At 56.1% G+C, this 17243-nt stretch carries 16 protein-coding genes; 6 read left to right on the top strand and 10 right to left on the bottom strand.

Translation table 11 applies throughout. The features are described 5' to 3' along the window. The 3 genes from spoT to gmk are packed head-to-tail and all read right to left on the bottom strand — an operon-like array spanning position 1 to position 3089. The gene (spoT, locus tag C1Y42_RS20935) at positions 1–2112 is read right to left on the bottom strand and encodes a bifunctional GTP diphosphokinase/guanosine-3',5'-bis pyrophosphate 3'-pyrophosphohydrolase (RefSeq protein WP_021507105.1); all 2112 of its coding nucleotides are present in this window, start codon (positions 2110–2112) and stop codon (positions 1–3) included. 20 nt (positions 2113–2132) lie between these two features. Beyond that, a complete protein-coding gene (rpoZ, locus tag C1Y42_RS20930) occupies positions 2133–2408 on the bottom strand; it encodes a DNA-directed RNA polymerase subunit omega (protein ID WP_021314198.1) in 276 nt (91 codons plus the stop codon). A gap of 57 nt (positions 2409–2465) precedes the next feature. Next, positions 2466–3089 (bottom strand): guanylate kinase, encoded by a 624-nt coding sequence (gene gmk, locus C1Y42_RS20925; protein WP_021507104.1) that lies wholly within the window; start codon positions 3087–3089, stop codon positions 2466–2468. Positions 3090–3327: 238 nt separating this feature from the next. Between gmk and ligB the strand changes: the two genes are divergently transcribed. After that, positions 3328–5097 carry an NAD-dependent DNA ligase LigB gene (gene ligB / locus C1Y42_RS20920; protein WP_104094265.1) on the top strand — a complete coding sequence of 590 codons (1770 nt, stop codon included), beginning with the start codon at positions 3328–3330 and terminating at the stop codon, positions 5095–5097. Here the strand turns inward: ligB and C1Y42_RS20915 are convergent. Next, positions 5011–5628, bottom strand: a complete 618-nt coding sequence (locus C1Y42_RS20915; protein ID WP_031279636.1) for a trimeric intracellular cation channel family protein — start codon at positions 5626–5628, stop codon at positions 5011–5013. The two genes, ligB and C1Y42_RS20915, sit on opposite strands and share 87 nt — an antisense overlap. A 288-nt stretch (positions 5629–5916) precedes the next feature. On the opposite strand from C1Y42_RS20915, the gene C1Y42_RS20910 reads away from it, so the two are divergent. Continuing rightward, positions 5917–6606, top strand: a complete 690-nt coding sequence (locus tag C1Y42_RS20910) for a LuxR C-terminal-related transcriptional regulator (protein WP_104094264.1) — start codon at positions 5917–5919, stop codon at positions 6604–6606. 79 nt (positions 6607–6685) lie between these two features. Here the strand turns inward: C1Y42_RS20910 and C1Y42_RS20905 are convergent, their stop codons facing one another. From C1Y42_RS20905 to C1Y42_RS20880, 6 genes are all read right to left on the bottom strand, one after another. Next, a complete protein-coding gene (locus C1Y42_RS20905; protein WP_104094263.1) occupies positions 6686–7330 on the bottom strand; it encodes an oligosaccharide flippase family protein in 645 nt (214 codons plus the stop codon). 74 nt (positions 7331–7404) lie between these two features. Further along, positions 7405–7671, bottom strand: coding sequence for a hypothetical protein (locus C1Y42_RS20900; protein ID WP_021313935.1), 267 nt, complete (start codon positions 7669–7671; stop codon positions 7405–7407). A gap of 436 nt (positions 7672–8107) precedes the next feature. Continuing rightward, the gene (locus C1Y42_RS20895) at positions 8108–8503 is read right to left on the bottom strand and encodes a hypothetical protein (protein WP_058771009.1); all 396 of its coding nucleotides are present in this window, start codon (positions 8501–8503) and stop codon (positions 8108–8110) included. A 121-nt stretch (positions 8504–8624) separates the two neighbouring features. Next, positions 8625–9767: an alanine racemase gene (locus C1Y42_RS20890; protein ID WP_104094262.1), complete on the bottom strand. Its 1143-nt coding sequence runs from the start codon at positions 9765–9767 to the stop codon at positions 8625–8627. Between the two features lie 53 nt (positions 9768–9820). Next, positions 9821–10744, bottom strand: a complete 924-nt coding sequence (gene lpxP / locus C1Y42_RS20885) for a kdo(2)-lipid IV(A) palmitoleoyltransferase (RefSeq protein WP_058780491.1) — start codon at positions 10742–10744, stop codon at positions 9821–9823. A 604-nt stretch (positions 10745–11348) separates the two neighbouring features. Beyond that, a complete protein-coding gene (locus C1Y42_RS20880) occupies positions 11349–12212 on the bottom strand; it encodes a YicC/YloC family endoribonuclease (RefSeq protein ID WP_058771011.1) in 864 nt (287 codons plus the stop codon). A gap of 566 nt (positions 12213–12778) precedes the next feature. Here C1Y42_RS20880 and C1Y42_RS20875 point away from each other — a divergent pair. The 4 genes from C1Y42_RS20875 to C1Y42_RS20860 all read left to right on the top strand — a co-directional run bounded on the left by C1Y42_RS20875 (position 12779) and on the right by C1Y42_RS20860 (position 17243). Then, complete coding sequence (locus C1Y42_RS20875; protein ID WP_104094261.1) at positions 12779–13303, top strand: fimbrial protein; 525 nt, start codon at positions 12779–12781, stop codon at positions 13301–13303. 63 nt (positions 13304–13366) lie between these two features. Then, a complete protein-coding gene (locus C1Y42_RS20870; protein WP_021507094.1) occupies positions 13367–13903 on the top strand; it encodes a fimbrial protein in 537 nt (178 codons plus the stop codon). A 29-nt stretch (positions 13904–13932) separates the two neighbouring features. Further along, the gene (locus C1Y42_RS20865) at positions 13933–16479 is read left to right on the top strand and encodes an outer membrane usher protein (RefSeq protein ID WP_104094260.1); all 2547 of its coding nucleotides are present in this window, start codon (positions 13933–13935) and stop codon (positions 16477–16479) included. Positions 16480–16493: 14 nt separating this feature from the next. After that, positions 16494–17243, top strand: a complete 750-nt coding sequence (locus C1Y42_RS20860) for a fimbria/pilus periplasmic chaperone (protein ID WP_104094259.1) — start codon at positions 16494–16496, stop codon at positions 17241–17243.

Below are 17243 nucleotides of genomic sequence, written 5' to 3'. Positions count from 1 at the left end.
CTAATTACGGTTACGGTGAACTTTAATCACGTCCGGCATCACGCGGATTTTACGCATGATATTGGCCAGATGGACGCGATCGTTCGCGGTGAGGCGGATGAAGGCGCTGTAAACGCGGCCGTCACGCTCTTCGGTATTAAGGCTTTGAATATTCGAACCTGCGGTATTGATTGCCGCGGTCAGGTTGGCCAGCGCGCCCTGGTGGTTAAACATATCCACCTTAATCTCGGCGACAAACTCCTGATCGGTCACTTTATCCCATTCAACCGGCATGAATTTTTCCGGTTCTTTCTGGTAGCCGCGAATATTGCGACAGGATTCGTGATGCACCACCAGACCTTTACCGGGGCTGACGTGCGCGACAATCGGGTCGCCAGGGATTGGACGGCAGCACTTGGCGAAGGTAATCAGTACGCCATCAGCGCCCTTGATTGGCAGCTTTTTACTGCGCTTGCTGCTGCCAGATGACGGTTCGCTACCGGATTGCAGCAGGTTCTTCGCCACCACCACGCTCATGGCATTGCCGAGGCCAATCTCCGCCAGCAGATCGTCGATGCTGGAGAGCTTCATACGCTCCAGCTCCTGCTGAATATTCTCCGCCGGAATCTCGGCCAGCTTTTTGCTGCCGCCGAGCGCGTGGCTCAGCAGACGACGACCGAGGTTAACGGAATCTTCGCGCTTGAGGTTTTTCAGCAGCTGGCGAATTTTGGCACGCGCTTTTGAGCTCACCACAAAGTTGAGCCACGCGGCATTTGGCCGGGCGCCAGGTGCGGTAATGATTTCAATCGTCTGGCCGCTGGTCAGCGCCTGCGACAGCGGATACGGCTGGCGATCGACGCGCGCACCGACGCAGGCGTGACCGATATCGGTGTGCACCGCATAGGCGAAATCCACCGGCGTGGCGCCAGCGGGCAGTTCGACGATGCGGCCTTCCGGCGTAAACACGTAGATCTCATCCGGGAACAGATCGGATTTTACGCTCTCGATAAATTCAAACGAGCTGCCAGCGCTCTGCTGCAGCTCCAGCAGGCTTTGCAGCCAGCGCTGGGCGCGAATTTGCGCGGTGGTACCGCTTTCGCCAGCTTCTTTATAAGCCCAGTGGGCCGCTACCCCCATCTCCGCCATCTGATCCATATCTTCGGTACGGATTTGCACCTCAACCGGCACGCCGTGCGGGCCGATCATCGAGGTGTGCAGTGACTGATAGCCGTTGGCTTTGGGAATGGCGATGTAATCTTTCACGCGTCCGGGACGCGGTTTGTACAGGCTGTGCATCTGACCGAGCACGCGATAGCAGGTATCGAGGTCCTTCACGATGACGCGAAAGGCATAGATATCCATGATCGAGTGAAATCGCTGCTCTTTCAGGTGCATTTTGCGGTAGATCGAATAGAGATGCTTTTCCCGTCCGCTGACGCGGCACGGAATGCCGGCTTCCTGCAGACGCCCGTCGATTTCCGACAGGATCTTCTGAATCATCTCTTTACGGTTACCGCGCGCCGCTTTCACCACCTCTTTAATCACGCGGAAACGGTTTGGGTAGAGCGCTTCAAAGCCGAGCTCTTCCAGTTCCGTTTTCAGGTGATGAATACCGAGGCGGTGCGCCAGAGGACTGTAAATCTCCAGCGTTTCCAGCGCGATGCGCCGTTTTTTATCCGGACGCAGCGCGCCCAGCGTGCGCATGTTGTGCGTGCGGTCAGCCAGTTTGATCAGGATGACGCGAATGTCCTGCACCATCGCCATGATCATTTTGCGGAAGTTTTCAGCCTGCGCTTCTTTCTTGTCGCGGAATTTCAGCTTATCGAGCTTGGAAACGCCTTCCACCAGCTCGGCCACGCTTTTTCCGAACAGCTGTTCCATGTCCTGATAGGTGGCGGGCGTATCCTCAATCACATCATGCAGCAGCGCCGCCATCAGCGTTTCGTGGTCGAGCTTCATCTCGGCCAGAATGCAGGCAACCGCAACGGGATGGGTGATATAGGGTTCGCCGCTGGAGCGTGTCTGGCCCTCGTGGGCATCACGTGCGACAAGGTAAGCTTGCTTGAGGCGCTTGATTTGCTCCTCAGGCAAGTATTTTTCAATCAGCTGATTGAGGCTTTCAAACAGATACAAGGTTGACCTGCAGAGTGCTGTTAACGACGACCTTCAGCGATAGCGGTAACGGCTTGTAACTCAGCGGCTTCCTGCTCTTGCTGTTCCTGACGATCACGGACATCCAGAATCTGGTTGGTGATCAGGCCTTCTTCGATTTCGCGCAGGGCGATAACGGTGGCTTTATCGTTCTCTTCCGGAACCAGCGGATCTTTGCCGCCTACCTGCATCTGACGTGCACGACGTGCAGCGACCAACACCAGGTCAAAACGGTTACCAACTTTCTCTACTGCGTCCTGAACGGTTACGCGTGCCATAGGTGTGCTACTCCACAGATGATGAAGAAATGACTGGGCATAATACTGAAAGTGACTTCAGACTGCCAATAGTTTGCTGATTAAAGCATCATGTCGCGCTTTCTGGCGACCCATACGCAGACGTTCTGCGCGAATAATGGTTTTCAGATCCGACAGCGCCAGATCGAAATCATCATTAACAATCAAATAATCGTATTCGGCATAGTGGCTCATTTCTGCCACTGCCTGCGCCATGCGGCGGGCAATCACCTCTTCGCTGTCCTGACCGCGGCCGCGCAGACGGCGATCCAGCTCTTCGGTGGACGGCGGCAGAACAAAGATGCTGCGGGCGGCCGGCATTCTCTGGCGAATCTGCTGTGCGCCCTGCCAGTCAATGTCGAGAAACACGTCAACGCCGGTCGCCAGCACCTGCTCAATCGCCGCGCGTGAGGTGCCGTAATAATTGCCAAACACTTCCGCATGCTCAAGGAAAGCATCCTCGGCGATCATGCGTTCGAATTCAGGCTTTGAGACGAAAAAGTAGTGTTCACCATGCGCTTCGCCGGGGCGCACGCCGCGGGTGGTATGAGAAACAGACACCTGCGTATCGTACAGCGGTTGTGTCTTTAACAGCGCCTGAATCAGGCTGGATTTACCTGCGCCGCTGGGGGCGGAAACAATATAGAGCGTGCCTTGAGCCATGGTTATCTTGAATTGAGTAAAGAGCGGAGTCGATTTCCTGCACAGTATACACGGCTTAAGCGCAGCACGCAGCGTTTGCCGCCCGCACGCGGCAATTCTTTTTCTGTGCGCGCCCTCCAGCGGCAGCGCAACTTTCTGCAATTCGCACAAAAATCCGTCAGCCTCGCTCCACAATCGGCTTTTTAACGCTGGTGTCACTCACCGCGGCACGCTGCAATCAGCAAAAAAGGAGGCGACGATGAAAGGATGGATATGGCTGGGTGCGATGTTGCTGGCGGGATGTGCGAATGGGATGGCGGTTTGTCCCAACTGGTCACCGGTGCGCGCTGAACAGGAGATGGGCGTGCTGCACAACCAGCTGCGCCACTGGGATGATGCCTACTACCGTCAGGGGCAAAGCCCGGTAAGCGATGCCGATTACGACAGCCTGCAGCAGCGCTTACAGCAGTGGCAGCGCTGCTTCACGCCGGCGTTGCCCGGCTATGCAGCACAGCTCAGCACCGACGGCAGCACGCTGCACCCGGTGGCGCATACCGGCGTACGCAAGCTGCGTGACAAGCTGGCGGTGGCCTACTGGATGCAGGATAAACCGGCGCTGTGGGTGCAGCCAAAAGTCGATGGCGTGGCGGTGACGCTGATGTATCGCCACGGCGAACTGGCTGGCCTGATCAGCCGGGGCGACGGACTGCGCGGTGAACAGTGGCTGGCGAAAGCGCCGCACATTGCGGCGATCCCGCGGCATATCGCGACTGACCGTGCGGAAGTGGTACTGCAGGGTGAACTGTTCCTGACGATGACCGATCACCAGCAGGCGCGCGACGGCGGTCAGAATGCGCGCGCCCAGGTGGCGGGCGCCATGATGCGGCGCGAAGCCAGTCCGCTGCTGTCGCGCATTGGCGTGTTTATCTGGGCATGGCCGGATGGGCCGCCGATGATGCAGGCGCGGCTGGTGCAGCTTACGCAGTGGGGCTTTGCCCTGACGCAGCAGTGGAGCCGCCAGGTCAGTAATGAAGAGGAGGTCGCGGCCTGGCGTGAGCGCTGGTATCGCCAGCCGCTGCCTTTTGTCACCGATGGTGTGGTGATTCATCAGTCACCGCAGCGCGTCGGGCGCGACTGGCAGCCCGGGCAGGGCAGCTGGTCGGCCGCGTGGAAATATCAGCCTGCCGAAGTCAGCAGCGAGGTGCTGTCGGTGGATTTCAACGTCGGACGCACCGGCAAAATTGCCGTGGTGCTGAACCTGCAGCCGGTGCAGCTGGAGGATAAAACCGTCCGGCGGGTCAATCTGGGCTCGCTGCGTCGCTGGAAGCAGTGGGACGTGATCGCCGGCGATCAGGTCACGCTGTCGCTGGCCGGGCTGGGTATTCCGCGGCTGGAACGGGTGATCTGGCGTGTGGCGCAGCGCGACTATCCGCTGCCGCCACAGGACGACGCATTCAATCCGCTAAGCTGCCTGCACTTCAGCGCAGGGTGTCGCGCGCAGTTTCTGGCGCGCCTCAGCTGGCTAAGTCATAAGTCGGTACTGGATATTGCTGGCATGCAGCGCAGTAGCTGGCAGCGCCTGCTGGACGGCGGCAGCGTCAGCCACCTGTTCTCCTGGCTGACGCTCACGCCAGAACAGATTTCGCAGGCGCAGGGCATCTCCACCGTACGTGCCCGGCAGATCTGGCATCGCTTTAACCTGACGCGCCAGCAGCCGCTGCGCCGCTGGATCAGCGCGCTGGGCTTACCGCTGCCGCGCACGGCACTCCAGGCGTTGCCCGATACGCAGTGGTCGCAGCTGCTGGCGCGTTCAGCCGACAGCTGGCAGCAGCTGCCGGGTATCGGCAACGTCCTGGCACAGCGGCTGGTGACGATGCTGCAGGATGCGCGCCTGCAGTCGCTGATTCACTTTCTGCAGCAGCAGAATATCCCGGCGCAGCCGTCAGTGCTCGGGGTGGGGGTAGTTGAAAATCGGCAGACCGAGGCGGAAGCGCAGCGCCAGCAGGCGGGCGAAGAAGCCGAACAGTAGCGTAATGATCACCACCACTTCATGCGCCAGCGGTGTTTTCAGCAGCAGGATATACATCCAGCCGGAGGCAAAAGCGATACCGGCATACAGCTCTTTCTGGAATACCAGCGGAATGCGGTTGCAGAACATATCGCGCAGCACGCCGCCAAAAACGCCGGTGATGACTGCGGCGATGGCGGCGATGATCGCCGCATGGCCGGAATCCAGCGCAACCTGTGCGCCGATAATCGAGAACACCACCAGACCCAGCGCATCCAGCACCAGAAATACTTTACGCAGATGATTCATCAGCGGCGCGACAAAGGTGGTGACCACAGCCGCTGCCGCGACGATCATGATGTATTCCGGGTGTTTCACCCAGCCGAGCGGATAGTGGCCCAGCAGAATATCGCGCACCGAGCCGCCGCCAATCGCCGTGACTGACGCAATAATAATGACGCCGAACAGGTCCATTTTGCGTCGGCCTGCCGCCAGCGCACCGGTCATTGCTTCGGCGGTAATACCAATGATGTACAGGACGGTTAATAACATAGAGCACTCCAGTAAACTGGCGGCAAGGCTAAAGATTTCCCAGAGTGTAGACCACTGAGATTTTCTAAAAAAATGTTTTCGGATTAGCCATCCTGATGGCAAGGCTGCTGATGGGCTTGTTACAGAGGAACTGCGGTTATCTGCCGGTGTTTTCGCATCAATAAAAATGATGCGAGACGGCGGATCGGCCCTGATTTAAGTTTCGCCGATGATGTGTCGTACCTGATTAACGCCTGCTCATTCAGGCTCATCATTTACGGGCGCGACGTGCAGCAACTCTGGACAGGCATGAAAAAACACAGCGAAGACATCCTCTATTACTCCTCCGACAAGCTGGCGGCACTCGGGCTGGAAAGCCTGCTGACGGCCTTACCGGTAGGCTGCCGGGCGCATGAGCTCTGGTCGCTCAGTACCGTCATCTCGCAGTGTGAAAAGCTGCGACCCCGCTTGCTGGTGTTTATCTTTCACGAAAATATGCCGCTGAGTGGCACCTTCAAAGTGCTGTATGCGCTGCAGCAGCAGTTTCCGGCTATGCAGGTGCTGGTACTGACGCGACGTCTGTTGCCGATGATGCACGCTCTCAGTCGTTATCTGCCCGGACTCAGCGTCCTCGATTTAAAATCCTCACACACCGCGCTGTGTCGTTGCCTGCTGGCCTGTATTGCCGGCGGGATACCGCAGTTGCAGGAGGGAGCTGACATTCTGCTACCGGACCGGCAGCTACGGGTGCTGCTGATGTTGGCTTGGGGCTACAACACGGAGCAGATTGGTAACCGGCTCGATATCAGCCATAAAACGGTGAATGCACACAAGCTGAATGCGCTAACCCGCCTGCAGGTGAAAAGCAAAAACGACATGGCCGATCTGTTTATGGTGATTGACGAGCTGCGCATGCTGGTGGGATGGCTGCGCCTGCACCGCAATGGCAAGCTGAGCGAGCTGGCTTATCATTCGCTGGAAGAGTTACTGGAAGCATAAAAAGAAAAAAGCGTGCTGGTAACCAGCACGCGAACGCATCTTGCAGATGCCCAGAGCCCACCATACAGACTTGTTGTTATTATCCGTTTCTTGCTCGCACTGCGGCGAAAGCTTTCAGGCTAAAACGGTACTCCGGCTGGAACCATGGACGTCCGTAGTAGCAGTAGATCAGCATTCTGATGGAAACCATCGCCAGGTAACCCCAGATGGCGCACAGTACTGACGGCGTCAGCCACACGGTAAACAGCGTGACCGCCAGCCCTGCCAGCACGGAAGACGTTTCCGTAAAGGCAATGCGCGTAAATTGTTTTTCCCGTTGCAGGATAGCGCGATAGTGCTGCCCCTGCGGAATAATAATAAAGATAACGGAAACCATCTCCAGCATAATTGCCAGTTCCGGCTGTCCCATTATTCGGCTGTAAATATCACTACCGATAAACAGCGCGGCAAAAATAAATAAACCGCTTAATACATTACCCCAGTAAAGCGTCGAGAGTTCGCTGTTATTTAAACTTTGATAGCGAATAAGTGCGTTACCGAAGCCGCGATCGGCTAGTGTATCAATCACTAATAATATCACTACGGCAATCGCGAGCAAATTGAGCTCATTTGCCTGCAGGATTTGCGCCAGCAGTGAAAGCTGTAATACCCCAATGCCAACGATTTTTATGGATGACAACACTGACCATTTGGCGCTGGCCAGATTTCTTTCGCGTATCGCCATACTCTGCTCATTATGGTACATGTACCAGTGCAATTAAGGGTTCACCCGGGCGGCGGCCCAGAGTACAGATCACATCAATGCAGCGCTTCCTGTCGCAGTCCTGAGATACCTTTCAGGGCCGGCCACGTCGCGATGCTGTTAATTAAGTGATGCTCTGATAATAAAATGATGCCCCTGGCGCGTAATTGTTGTGGCGTCTGCGCGGTATCTCCTCCGGTCAGGAGGAAATCCGCGAGATCGTTATAAAATCCTTTTGCATTATTATATTTCCCGGCCAGTATCCGTCTGGCAATCTCAACAAATTCTTTTTCAGATAACAAAGGATAGGTTGAGCGATCCATGTTATGTCCCTGCTGTTTTTATTATTAAGTACTGCTGTGTGTGAAGGAGTTATACCGTGTTTTATTTAAATTAACACCATAAGAAAACTCCTATAAATCGACTGCAGGAATAAATGGTTTCAGAATATGGATGTGAATATATAAATTCTGATCTTTACAATTTATTAGTTTTTTTCCACCTTTAATGGCGCTGCAAAGTTGAACAAGTCAGCGCACAGGAAAAAACAGAGATAAATCAGAAGCACTCAGCTCTCGCCAGTCCGGCACGACCAGGAATTTTCCCGGTTACGACGCTTTAGCCAGACTGGTGAATGGTGCGAAAATGCGCTTTGCGCGCGGTGAAACAGTTAAACACCGCTGCGCGAAAAAAATGCTGCTTTTTAACGATTACGTCCAGCGGAGGATAAAGGGTGGCTGGTGGGATAATGCATTGATTCTAATGGGTTAACAGATGAAGGAGGCGCTCAAGATCGCGTTTTACCCAGGCAACATCCCCGGCGAACTTCTCGTCAGACATCAGCGGCTGGCGATAAACCACCATGACGACTTCGGCACCCTGCTCGTTGGCAATGACCCGCATCGGCATATAAATCTCTTTACCGCTGCCGGTGTCGATCCAGTGATCCATCACGCCAAACGGGTTATAGGGAGTGAAACGAATCTTCACTGTGCCTTCCGGGCCTTTCGCTTTCCAGTACTGGCCTTCCTGCGTCAGCGTTCTGCTGCTCAGGCCGCTGGCCCACTTCGCAAAACATTCGGGTTTCCAGATGGTTTCGTACAGATCTAACCAGTTACGGGGAATGGTGAGCGTCACTGTCTGAGATGGCAGCATGGAGCCTCCGCGGGGCAGGTAAACGACAAATTAAACCTGAAACATCGCCTGTCACCTTAACTGAAGGTCACCGGACTGCAAATGGCCCGGTGACGGAAGTGTGCTGCAACAGCGTTTTCTGTCAGATAAAACGACCGCGGCCCTGAATGTCATGCAGTCCGGCGCTGCCGTCGGGCTGACGCAGCACGAAGCGATCGGATTGCGCCACCACCGCGCAGCTGTGGTTAGGGAAGATGCGCAACAGGGCGCCAACCGCAGGCGCATGTTCGCCATAGGTTAAAAAGCCGTGCTCTTCCGACAACTTCTGCACTTCATACTGATGGCCATGCTCGTCCACCGCGATGCCGAAACCGCTGGCATTGGTGCCGTGCGGGCCTTTGTCCGAGCTCAGCATTTTGGAGCCGGCATCAATGATGGCGTAATAAGGATTAACGGCCACCACGCGCGTCACGACCGTTAACGCCAGCGCATCCGCCTCACACAAGCCCAGACGCCAGGCAGTGAGATCCAGCAGGGCATAATTGCCGGGACGAATTTCATCGCTGCCAGCGGCTACCGGTGCCGCCAGCGCCGTGGGCGTGGAGCCAACCGAGATGGGACAAGGAACAAAGCCGGCATCCAGCAGCCGCCGTTGCAGGTCACGCATCAGCGCGATCTCCTGCTGCGCCACCTCAGCTATCGCCGTGGCATGACCCGCAGCGTACGCATGACCCGCATGCGAGATCAGCCCGGCGAAGGGCAATCCGCTGGCGACAATCTGCTGCGCCAGCGTCAGCGCGCTATCGCTATGCGGATCGACGCCAACGCGATGCAGACCCACATCCACTTTAATGGCGATCGCCAGCGCGCAGTCCGGCTGCTGCTGATGGGCGGCGGCAATGGCGCTCACGCCCGCCGCGCAATCTGCGATGCAGGTAATGCGTGCCTGATGCTGTGCCGCCAGCTGCAGCAGTTCGGTCAGCGCGGCGGCGTGCACCACGGGATAGGCCAGCAGCACATCGCGTGCCCCGCCGAGCACAAAAGCCACGCCTTCGCTCGGTTTCGACACGGTAATGCCGCGCGCACCCAGCTGGCGCTGCTGTTCAGCGATCCAGACGCTTTTATGGGTTTTAATATGGGGACGCAGCGCGACGCCGGCGGCATCGGCTTTCTGTTGCATCCGTTGCAGGTTACGCTGCAGGCGCGCAGCATCAACTTCCAGGTAGGGCGTAAGCCGGTCGGCGTGCAGCGGTCGCAGCCAGCCTGCTGTCTCAGTGTGTTCCATTATAATAGTCCGCAGGTTATGTCTTGGTGCGGACTATCATTCACGAGCGCTGGTTAGACGTAAAGTGAAGCTTCGCCTGGCGGACGGGTTTTAAAGCGGCGATGCAGCCACAGATATTGCTCAGGCGCGCGCAGAATTTCTTTCTCAATCACCCGATTCATGTACGCCGCGGCGGCCGCTTCATCATCATGCGGGTAGTTTTCCAGCTGCGGCTGAATGATCAGCTGATAGCCGTCTTTGCGCGCATTACGAATCAGCACGATGGTCAGCATCGCCGGTTTCGCCAGCCGCGACAGCACAAAGGTGCCATTGGTGGTGGCCGCTTTCTCGACCGCGAACAGTGGAGCAAACACGCTGCCTTTCGGGCCGTAGTCCTGATCCGGCGCGAACCAGACGGCTTCGCCCTGTTTCAGCGCCTGAACCATGCCGCGCAGATCGCGTCGATCAATCATTGCTTTATTGGATCGCATGCGCCCTTTGGTTTGCGCCCACTCCATCGCCTGATTATTGTGCGGGCGATACATGGCCATCATCGGCTGGCACAGTCCGGTGATACGGCCACCCAGCTCCAGCGACATAAAGTGCACGCCAATCACCATCACGCCGCGCTGCTGGCTCTGCGCATGCTGAAGATTGGCGATGCCGTGCACCTGAAAAAGTTGACGCACGCGCGCATCGGACCAGAACCAGGCGATGCCGGTTTCCGCCAGCGCCATGCCCAGCGACTCAAAATTGCCGGCAATCATCATCTCTTTCTCGGCTTCATTAATGTGCGGGAAGCAGAGTTCGATGTTACGCCGCGTGATGCGTTCGCGCCGCTTCAGGAAGTGGCGTGATAGCCGGCCCGCTGTCGCACCCAGCCGGATTAATAAAGGATAGGGGAGCTGCACCAGCAGCCAGAGCACTGCCAGCCCGAACCAGGTAAACCAGTAGCGGGGATGCAAAAGTTTGGAACAGAACTGCCCGGTTTTCTTCATAGCGCCTTCATGTCAGGAGTGAATGTAACGCGCGAAGAAGTCGGTCCATGGTTCCCGGTGCGGTACAACTGTAGTTATTACGACCGGCACTTTAGCAAATAGTGCCGTATAAGATATGTAAACTCTGCAATCTTCAGGATTCAGATGATTGATGGATCGTGCACTAAACGGCAGGGGAGTGAAATCGGATTGGGTTTAAAAGGCGTAAAAACAATAGGTTGGTGGACTGGCTGGCCAGATTTATATGTCATTTTCGGTCAGTAACAGACACAGTTGTTCATCATTCAGGCAATAATCCTTACATTGCGAAAATTAAATATTGGTCTACTGCATCGGCTGGCAGCTTCTGTAAGCCAGTTTCAGACACAGTAATGTCCTTTTTGCCCTAAAAAAGCCATGATCAGACACTATTGTGTCTGTGTGGAAGCGCTATAGCTCAACCAGGCTTACCCTACGGCTACGGTGTGCAGCAAAATCTCACCGCATACCTGCGGCAGGCCGTAAAACCGTGCCATCCAGCCACCTGGCACTATATAAACCGGCGTAATGGCTGCTGTTAGCAAGGAAAGATAAAGCCCTGAGCAGGGCTTTACAGAGATAAGCGTTACTCGATGTTCTGAATCTGCTCGCGCATCTGCTCGATCAGCACCTTGAGCTCAATTGCCGAGGCGGTGATGTCCGCATTGATCGATTTCGACGCCAGCGTGTTCGACTCGCGGTTGAACTCCTGCATCATAAAGTCGAGGCGACGGCCGACGGCTTCTTTCTTCTTCAGAATGTTGTAAGTCTCTTTTACGTGCGCATCGAGGCGATCCAGCTCTTCGGCTACATCAATACGCTGGGCCATCATCACCAGTTCCTGCTCAAGGCGATTGTTCTCCAGCTGAACCTCAGCTTCTTCCAGCTTGCTCACCAGACGCTCGCGCTGCCATTTCAGCACTTCTGGCATCTGCGCGCGCACTTTGCTGACCTGCTCGGTCACGCCCTGCAGCCGCTGTTCGATCAGCGCTTTCAGCGCGTTGCCTTCACTTTCACGCGCAATGATGAAATCGTCCAGCGCGCCATCCAGCGCTAGCAGCAGTTCCGCGTTGATGGCATCCAGATCCTGCTCCTGCGCGGTCATCACGCCCGGCCAGCGCAGAATATCCAGCGGGTTAATTGCGCCTTCATCACTCTGCATCTTCACCCAGTTCGCCGCCTGCACCAGCTGTTTAGCCAGCGACTCATTCAGCTGCAGCTCACCCTGGGCGCTGGCATCGGCGTCGAAGCGCAGGTTGCACTCGATTTTGCCGCGCGTCAGGCGGTTGCGGATGCGTTCGCGAATCACCGGCTCCAGGCTGCGAAACTGCTCCGGCAGGCGGATGTAGGTTTCGAGGTAACGCTGGTTGACGGAACGCAGTTCCCAGGCGGCGCTGCCCCAGCTGCCTTTGGCTTCACGGCGGGCGTATGCGGTCATACTGCGGATCATAAGCTTCTACTCATTCAGGAAATGTTCTTCGAATTATAGCGAGGGTGCTCCCGGCATGATAGGCGTAAACGCACAGCAGGGTGCCAGGCCTTTGACAACCGCGTTTATTGTTATTTACCGATGTTTTCAGGCGATAAAAATATCAAGGTTGTGAATGCAGAGATAAATAACATTTTAATCTGGCGAAAAAATAGCTACTGCGTGAATTGACCTGCGGTAATTATCGCCAGCTTGTGAACGGGCAGGGTTTTTACCTTGATTAAAATCATTAAAACACTGATGTAAAGCTGTGAATTGTGTCAATCCATTGATTTTAATGGCTTTAATAACCGTTAAAACATAATGGATTTGTGAGTGTTGTTTTTGATCATATATAACGAAAATACCGTTGCGCAGGGCAAAATTGATCTCTATCGTTGGCACCACTTGAGGACGACAACCACAAAAATGATGTGGACGGCCATCAGGAAAAATATAAGTAATTAAATTTTTCTATACACAGCAAATTGAATAAGACCGACGCAGAACGCGCTCCTTGTTTTATTCACCTAAATGGAAATCAGCAAATGAACATGAACAAAATCGTTGTGGCTTTAGGTCTGTCTATGTCTCTGGTGGCGGGTCCTGCGATGGCAGCAGGTGAAGGTAACGGTACTGTGACGTTTAAAGGTGCGATTGTTGATGCGCCATGCTCCATCGAACCAGGTTCAGTCGATCAGACGGTTGAGCTGGGTCAGATTTCCAACCTGGCGCTGAAAGACGGTGGCCGTTCTACACCGCGTCCATTCCAGATCAAACTGGAAAACTGCGACACCGCAACCAAAAAAGAAGTGACCGTGACCTTTGCCGGTACTGGCTCTCAGGTTATCCCGGGCAAACTGGCTATCACCGGTACTGCATCAGGCGCGGCGATCGGCATCAACTTCGGCGATACCGAAATTGAACTGGGTACCGCAACACCAGCGCAAAAACTGATGGACGGCAACAACCAGCTCTCCTTCGCAGCCTTCCTGCAGGGTGGCGGCGCTTCTGAGACTATCGTCCCGGGCGAATTCCAGAGCGTGGCTGACTTCGCACTGAACTATCAGTAATGGTCAGAGACTGGCGGGCTTCCTTGCCCGCCACTCTATCTTTTCGCTTAAGGAACTGCGGCGATGAGTCGTTTTATGCCTGCGGCGATAGTTTCGGCATCGGTGCTTTTCATCAATGACTGCCGCGCCGAACAGTTGATCGACCGCGGCCGCGTTGCGTTACGCGGCGCCATTCATCAGGGTGCCTGCGCCATTAAGGTCGATGATGCTGAACAAACCATCGCGATGGGGGTGCTGCCGCTGGCGCGCCTGCAGCGTGACGGTAAAGGGCCGGGTTTTCCCTTCTCTATCCAGCTGGTCAATTGTCCGGTGGAGTACAGCGCGTCGGGAGGCGTGGCACGCACCTTTTCTATCACCTTTGACCACGATGGCCCGCCGGGTCAGCAGCGTTTTGCTGTGTATGGCGATGCCAAAGGGGTAGAGCTGATGATTACGGATACGCAGGGCAACACCATTGCTCCCGGTGAGGCGCAGCCGATCGATCAGCATCTGACGCAGCAGCACGACCTGCGTTATCGGCTCACGCTGGTCAGCAACCAGCAGCAACTGCACAGCGGGAGTTACGCCGCCGCGATTCGTTTTCACATTAATTACAACTGATCTTTCACGGTTTACGGACACCGCTTGCCATGAAAAAGGCTTCATTAACTGCGCCAGCCTCATGCGTGCGCAGGCAGCGTATCAGGCTGACGCCGCTCAGCGTGGCGTTAATGTTAGCCCTCGGCTACAGTGCTCCGCTCTTCGCTGCCGGTGCGGTCTCATTCAACACCGATATTCTTGATCTCAACGATCGGCAAAACATCGATCTGTCGCAGTTTGCTCAGGCTGGCTACATCATGCCGGGCGAATACATGATGGAGCTGCGCGTCAACCAGACACAGATTCCGGAAATGCTGGTGCGCTACTACGCGCCCGAAAACGCGCCAAATGAAAGTCTGCCCTGCCTGACACCCGAAATGGTGGATAAACTGGCGCTGAAACCGGAAGTGCTGAAAAACGCGTCGTGGCTGCAGGATGGCCAGTGTCTGGCGGTGGATTCCATCTCCGGCATGCAGGTGCGCGGCAATCTGGGTGAATCTCGCCTCAACATCACCATTCCACAGGCATGGCTGGAGTACAGCGCCGCCAACTGGGAACCGCCGTCGCGCTGGGATAACGGCGTCCCTGGCCTGTTAATGGATTACAACCTGTTTGCCTCCACTACGCGTGCGCAATACGGCGCTAAAAGCCAGAGTGTGAGCGGCAACGGCACCGGTGGCGTTAACGCCGGTGCCTGGCGCCTGCGTGCGGACTGGCAGATGCAGCAAAATCGTGGCACGGGCAGCCATCGCCAGGAATTCACCTGGACACGCTTTTACGCCTATCGGCCGCTGCCTTCTCTCCAGGCGAAAGCCACGCTGGGCGAGAACTATCTCGATTCCGGCATGTTTGACAGCTTTCGCTATCTTGGTGCGGCGATCACCAGCGATGGCAACATGCTGCCGCCTAACCTGCGTGGCTATGCGCCGGAAGTAACCGGTATCGCCAAAACCAACGCCAAAGTCACCATTAGCCAGCAGGAACGGGTGATTTATGAATCGCAGGTGGCTGCCGGTCCATTTCGTATTCAGGATCTCAATGATGCCGTCTCCGGCCAGCTTGACGTGCGCGTCGAGGAGCAGGACGGCAGCGTGCAGACCTTTAGCGTCGATACCGCCACCATCCCGTATCTGACCCGTCCGGGCCGCGTGCGTTACAAATTCGCCAGCGGCAAACCAGGCAGCGAAGAGCATAAAACGCAGGGCCCCACATTTGCCACCGGCGAATTCTCCTGGGGGATCAGTAACGGCTGGTCGATGTACGGCGGCGGGCTGGCCGCAGGCAATTACAAAGCGTTATCGATGGGTCTGGGACGCGATCTGCTGTTGCTGGGCGCCATTTCGTTTGATGCCACCCAGTCTAAGGCTGGCTTGCCGCAGCAGGGCAACAAAAGCGGCGGCTCTTATCGCCTGAGCTATTCCAAACGCTTCGAGGAACTTGATGGTCAGGTGACGTTTGCCGGCTACCGCTTTTCGCAGCGCAACTTTATGAGTTTGCCGCAGTATCTCGACGCGCGTTATCGCAACCAGCAGGTTTCTAACAGCAAAGAGCTCTACACCATTACGCTCAACAAGCACTTTCGCAGCCTGAACCTGAGTAGTTACCTCAGCTACAGCCATCAGACCTATTGGGATCGTGCCCCGCTGGATCGCTGGAGCTTTTCCACTTCGCGCTACTTTGATGTCGGCCGGTTTAAGAATCTGAGTTTAAGTCTGTCGCTCAACCGGACGCAATATAACGGCAAAAACGATGACAGCGTTTACCTCAACTTCAGTATGCCGATTGGCGGTGACAGTAGCCTGAGCTACAGCCAGCAAACCAGCGGTAAGCAAACCACCCACTCGGCCAGTTTTTATGACCGGCTGGACAGTAACAACAGCTACAGCCTGAGCGCCGGCCTTAATAGCGATCGCCGTCAGTCGTTCAGCGGGTTTTACAGTCATCAGGGCAGTCTGACCAGCATGACGGCCAGCGCCAGCGCGCAGCAGGGACAGTACCGCAGCGCCAGCCTGTCACTGCAGGGCGGTTTAACGCTCACGCCGCAGGGCGCGGCGCTGCACCGGCTGGGCATGCCCGGCAGCACGCGTCTGATGGTCGATACCGATGGCGTGTCCGGCGTACCGGTCAACGGTGGTGGCAGTAACACGTATACCAATTTCTTTGGCAAAGCGGTGATTTCGGATGTGAACAGCTACTACCGCAACACCGCCAGTATCGATGTCACCGGACTGGCCGACAACGTGGAAGCGTCGCGCCCGGTAACCCAGATCACCCTGACCGAAGGTGCCATCGGTTACCGGCGTTTTGGTGTGATTAAAGGTATCAAAGCCATGGCCGCCATCCGGCTGGAAGATGGTAGCTGGCCGCCCTTTGGTGCCAGCGTCCAGAGTAACGGACGCGAAGTGGGCATTCTGGATGATGACGGCCTGGTATGGCTGAGTGGCATTGAGGCCGGTGCCAGCATGGATGTGCGCTGGAACGGCGAAACCCAGTGTCAGCTGGCATTACCCGATCCTCTGCCGCAGCAGTTGCTCGACGAAGGACAGAACTTGTTATTACTTTGCACGCGCCGCGCCGCGCCTGCTTCTTCAACGTAAGGAAAGAGTTAATCATGCTGGTAAAAACGCTGAGTGGCGCCTTGCTGCTCTCCACGCTGACGCTATCGCTGCAGGCTCACGCGGCGATTGCGCTTGATCGCACCCGGGTCATTTTTAACGGTAACGAAAAAAACGTCTCACTGAATATCAGCAATGAAAACAAGCAGCTGCCTTATCTGGCGCAGGGCTGGATTGAAGACAGCAGCGGTAAAAAAATTACGTCACCGCTGGTGCTGCTGCCGCCGGTGCAGCGCGTCGAACCGGGCGAACGCAGCGTAGTGAAAGTGCAGGCGCTGCCAGCCATCAAGGCACTGCCGCAGGATCGTGAATCGGTGTTCTATTTCAGCATGCGTGAAATCCCGCCGCGCAGCGAGAAGAGCAACGTGCTGCAAATCGCGTTGCAGACGCGTATCAAGCTGTTCTATCGCCCGGAAGCGATCGTGGTGAGCAATCCGTCAGTGGTGACGCCATGGCAGGAAAAACTGACGCTGACGCGCAAGGGTGCACGCTACCAGCTGAATAATCCCACGCCTTACTTCATTACGCTGGTGGATGCGCAGCCGGCGAAAGGCCAGTCGCTGAAGAAGAGCTTTGAACCGGTGATGGTCGCGCCAAAAACCAGTATCGATCTGGGCGTGAACGCAGCAGAACTGGGCAGCGCGCCGCTATTAACCTACATCAACGACTACGGCGGCCGTCCAACGCTGGCGCTGAAGTGTGCCGGCGACAGCTGCAGCGTTGTCAGTAACAAGGTGGAGCAGTAA

This window comes from Pantoea sp. ICBG 985 (genome assembly GCF_002928365.1).
Lineage (GTDB): Bacteria > Pseudomonadota > Gammaproteobacteria > Enterobacterales > Enterobacteriaceae > Pantoea > Pantoea dispersa.
The sequence above is the reverse complement of the archived record's forward strand: the minus strand, read 5'-3'. Positions and strand labels throughout refer to the sequence as shown.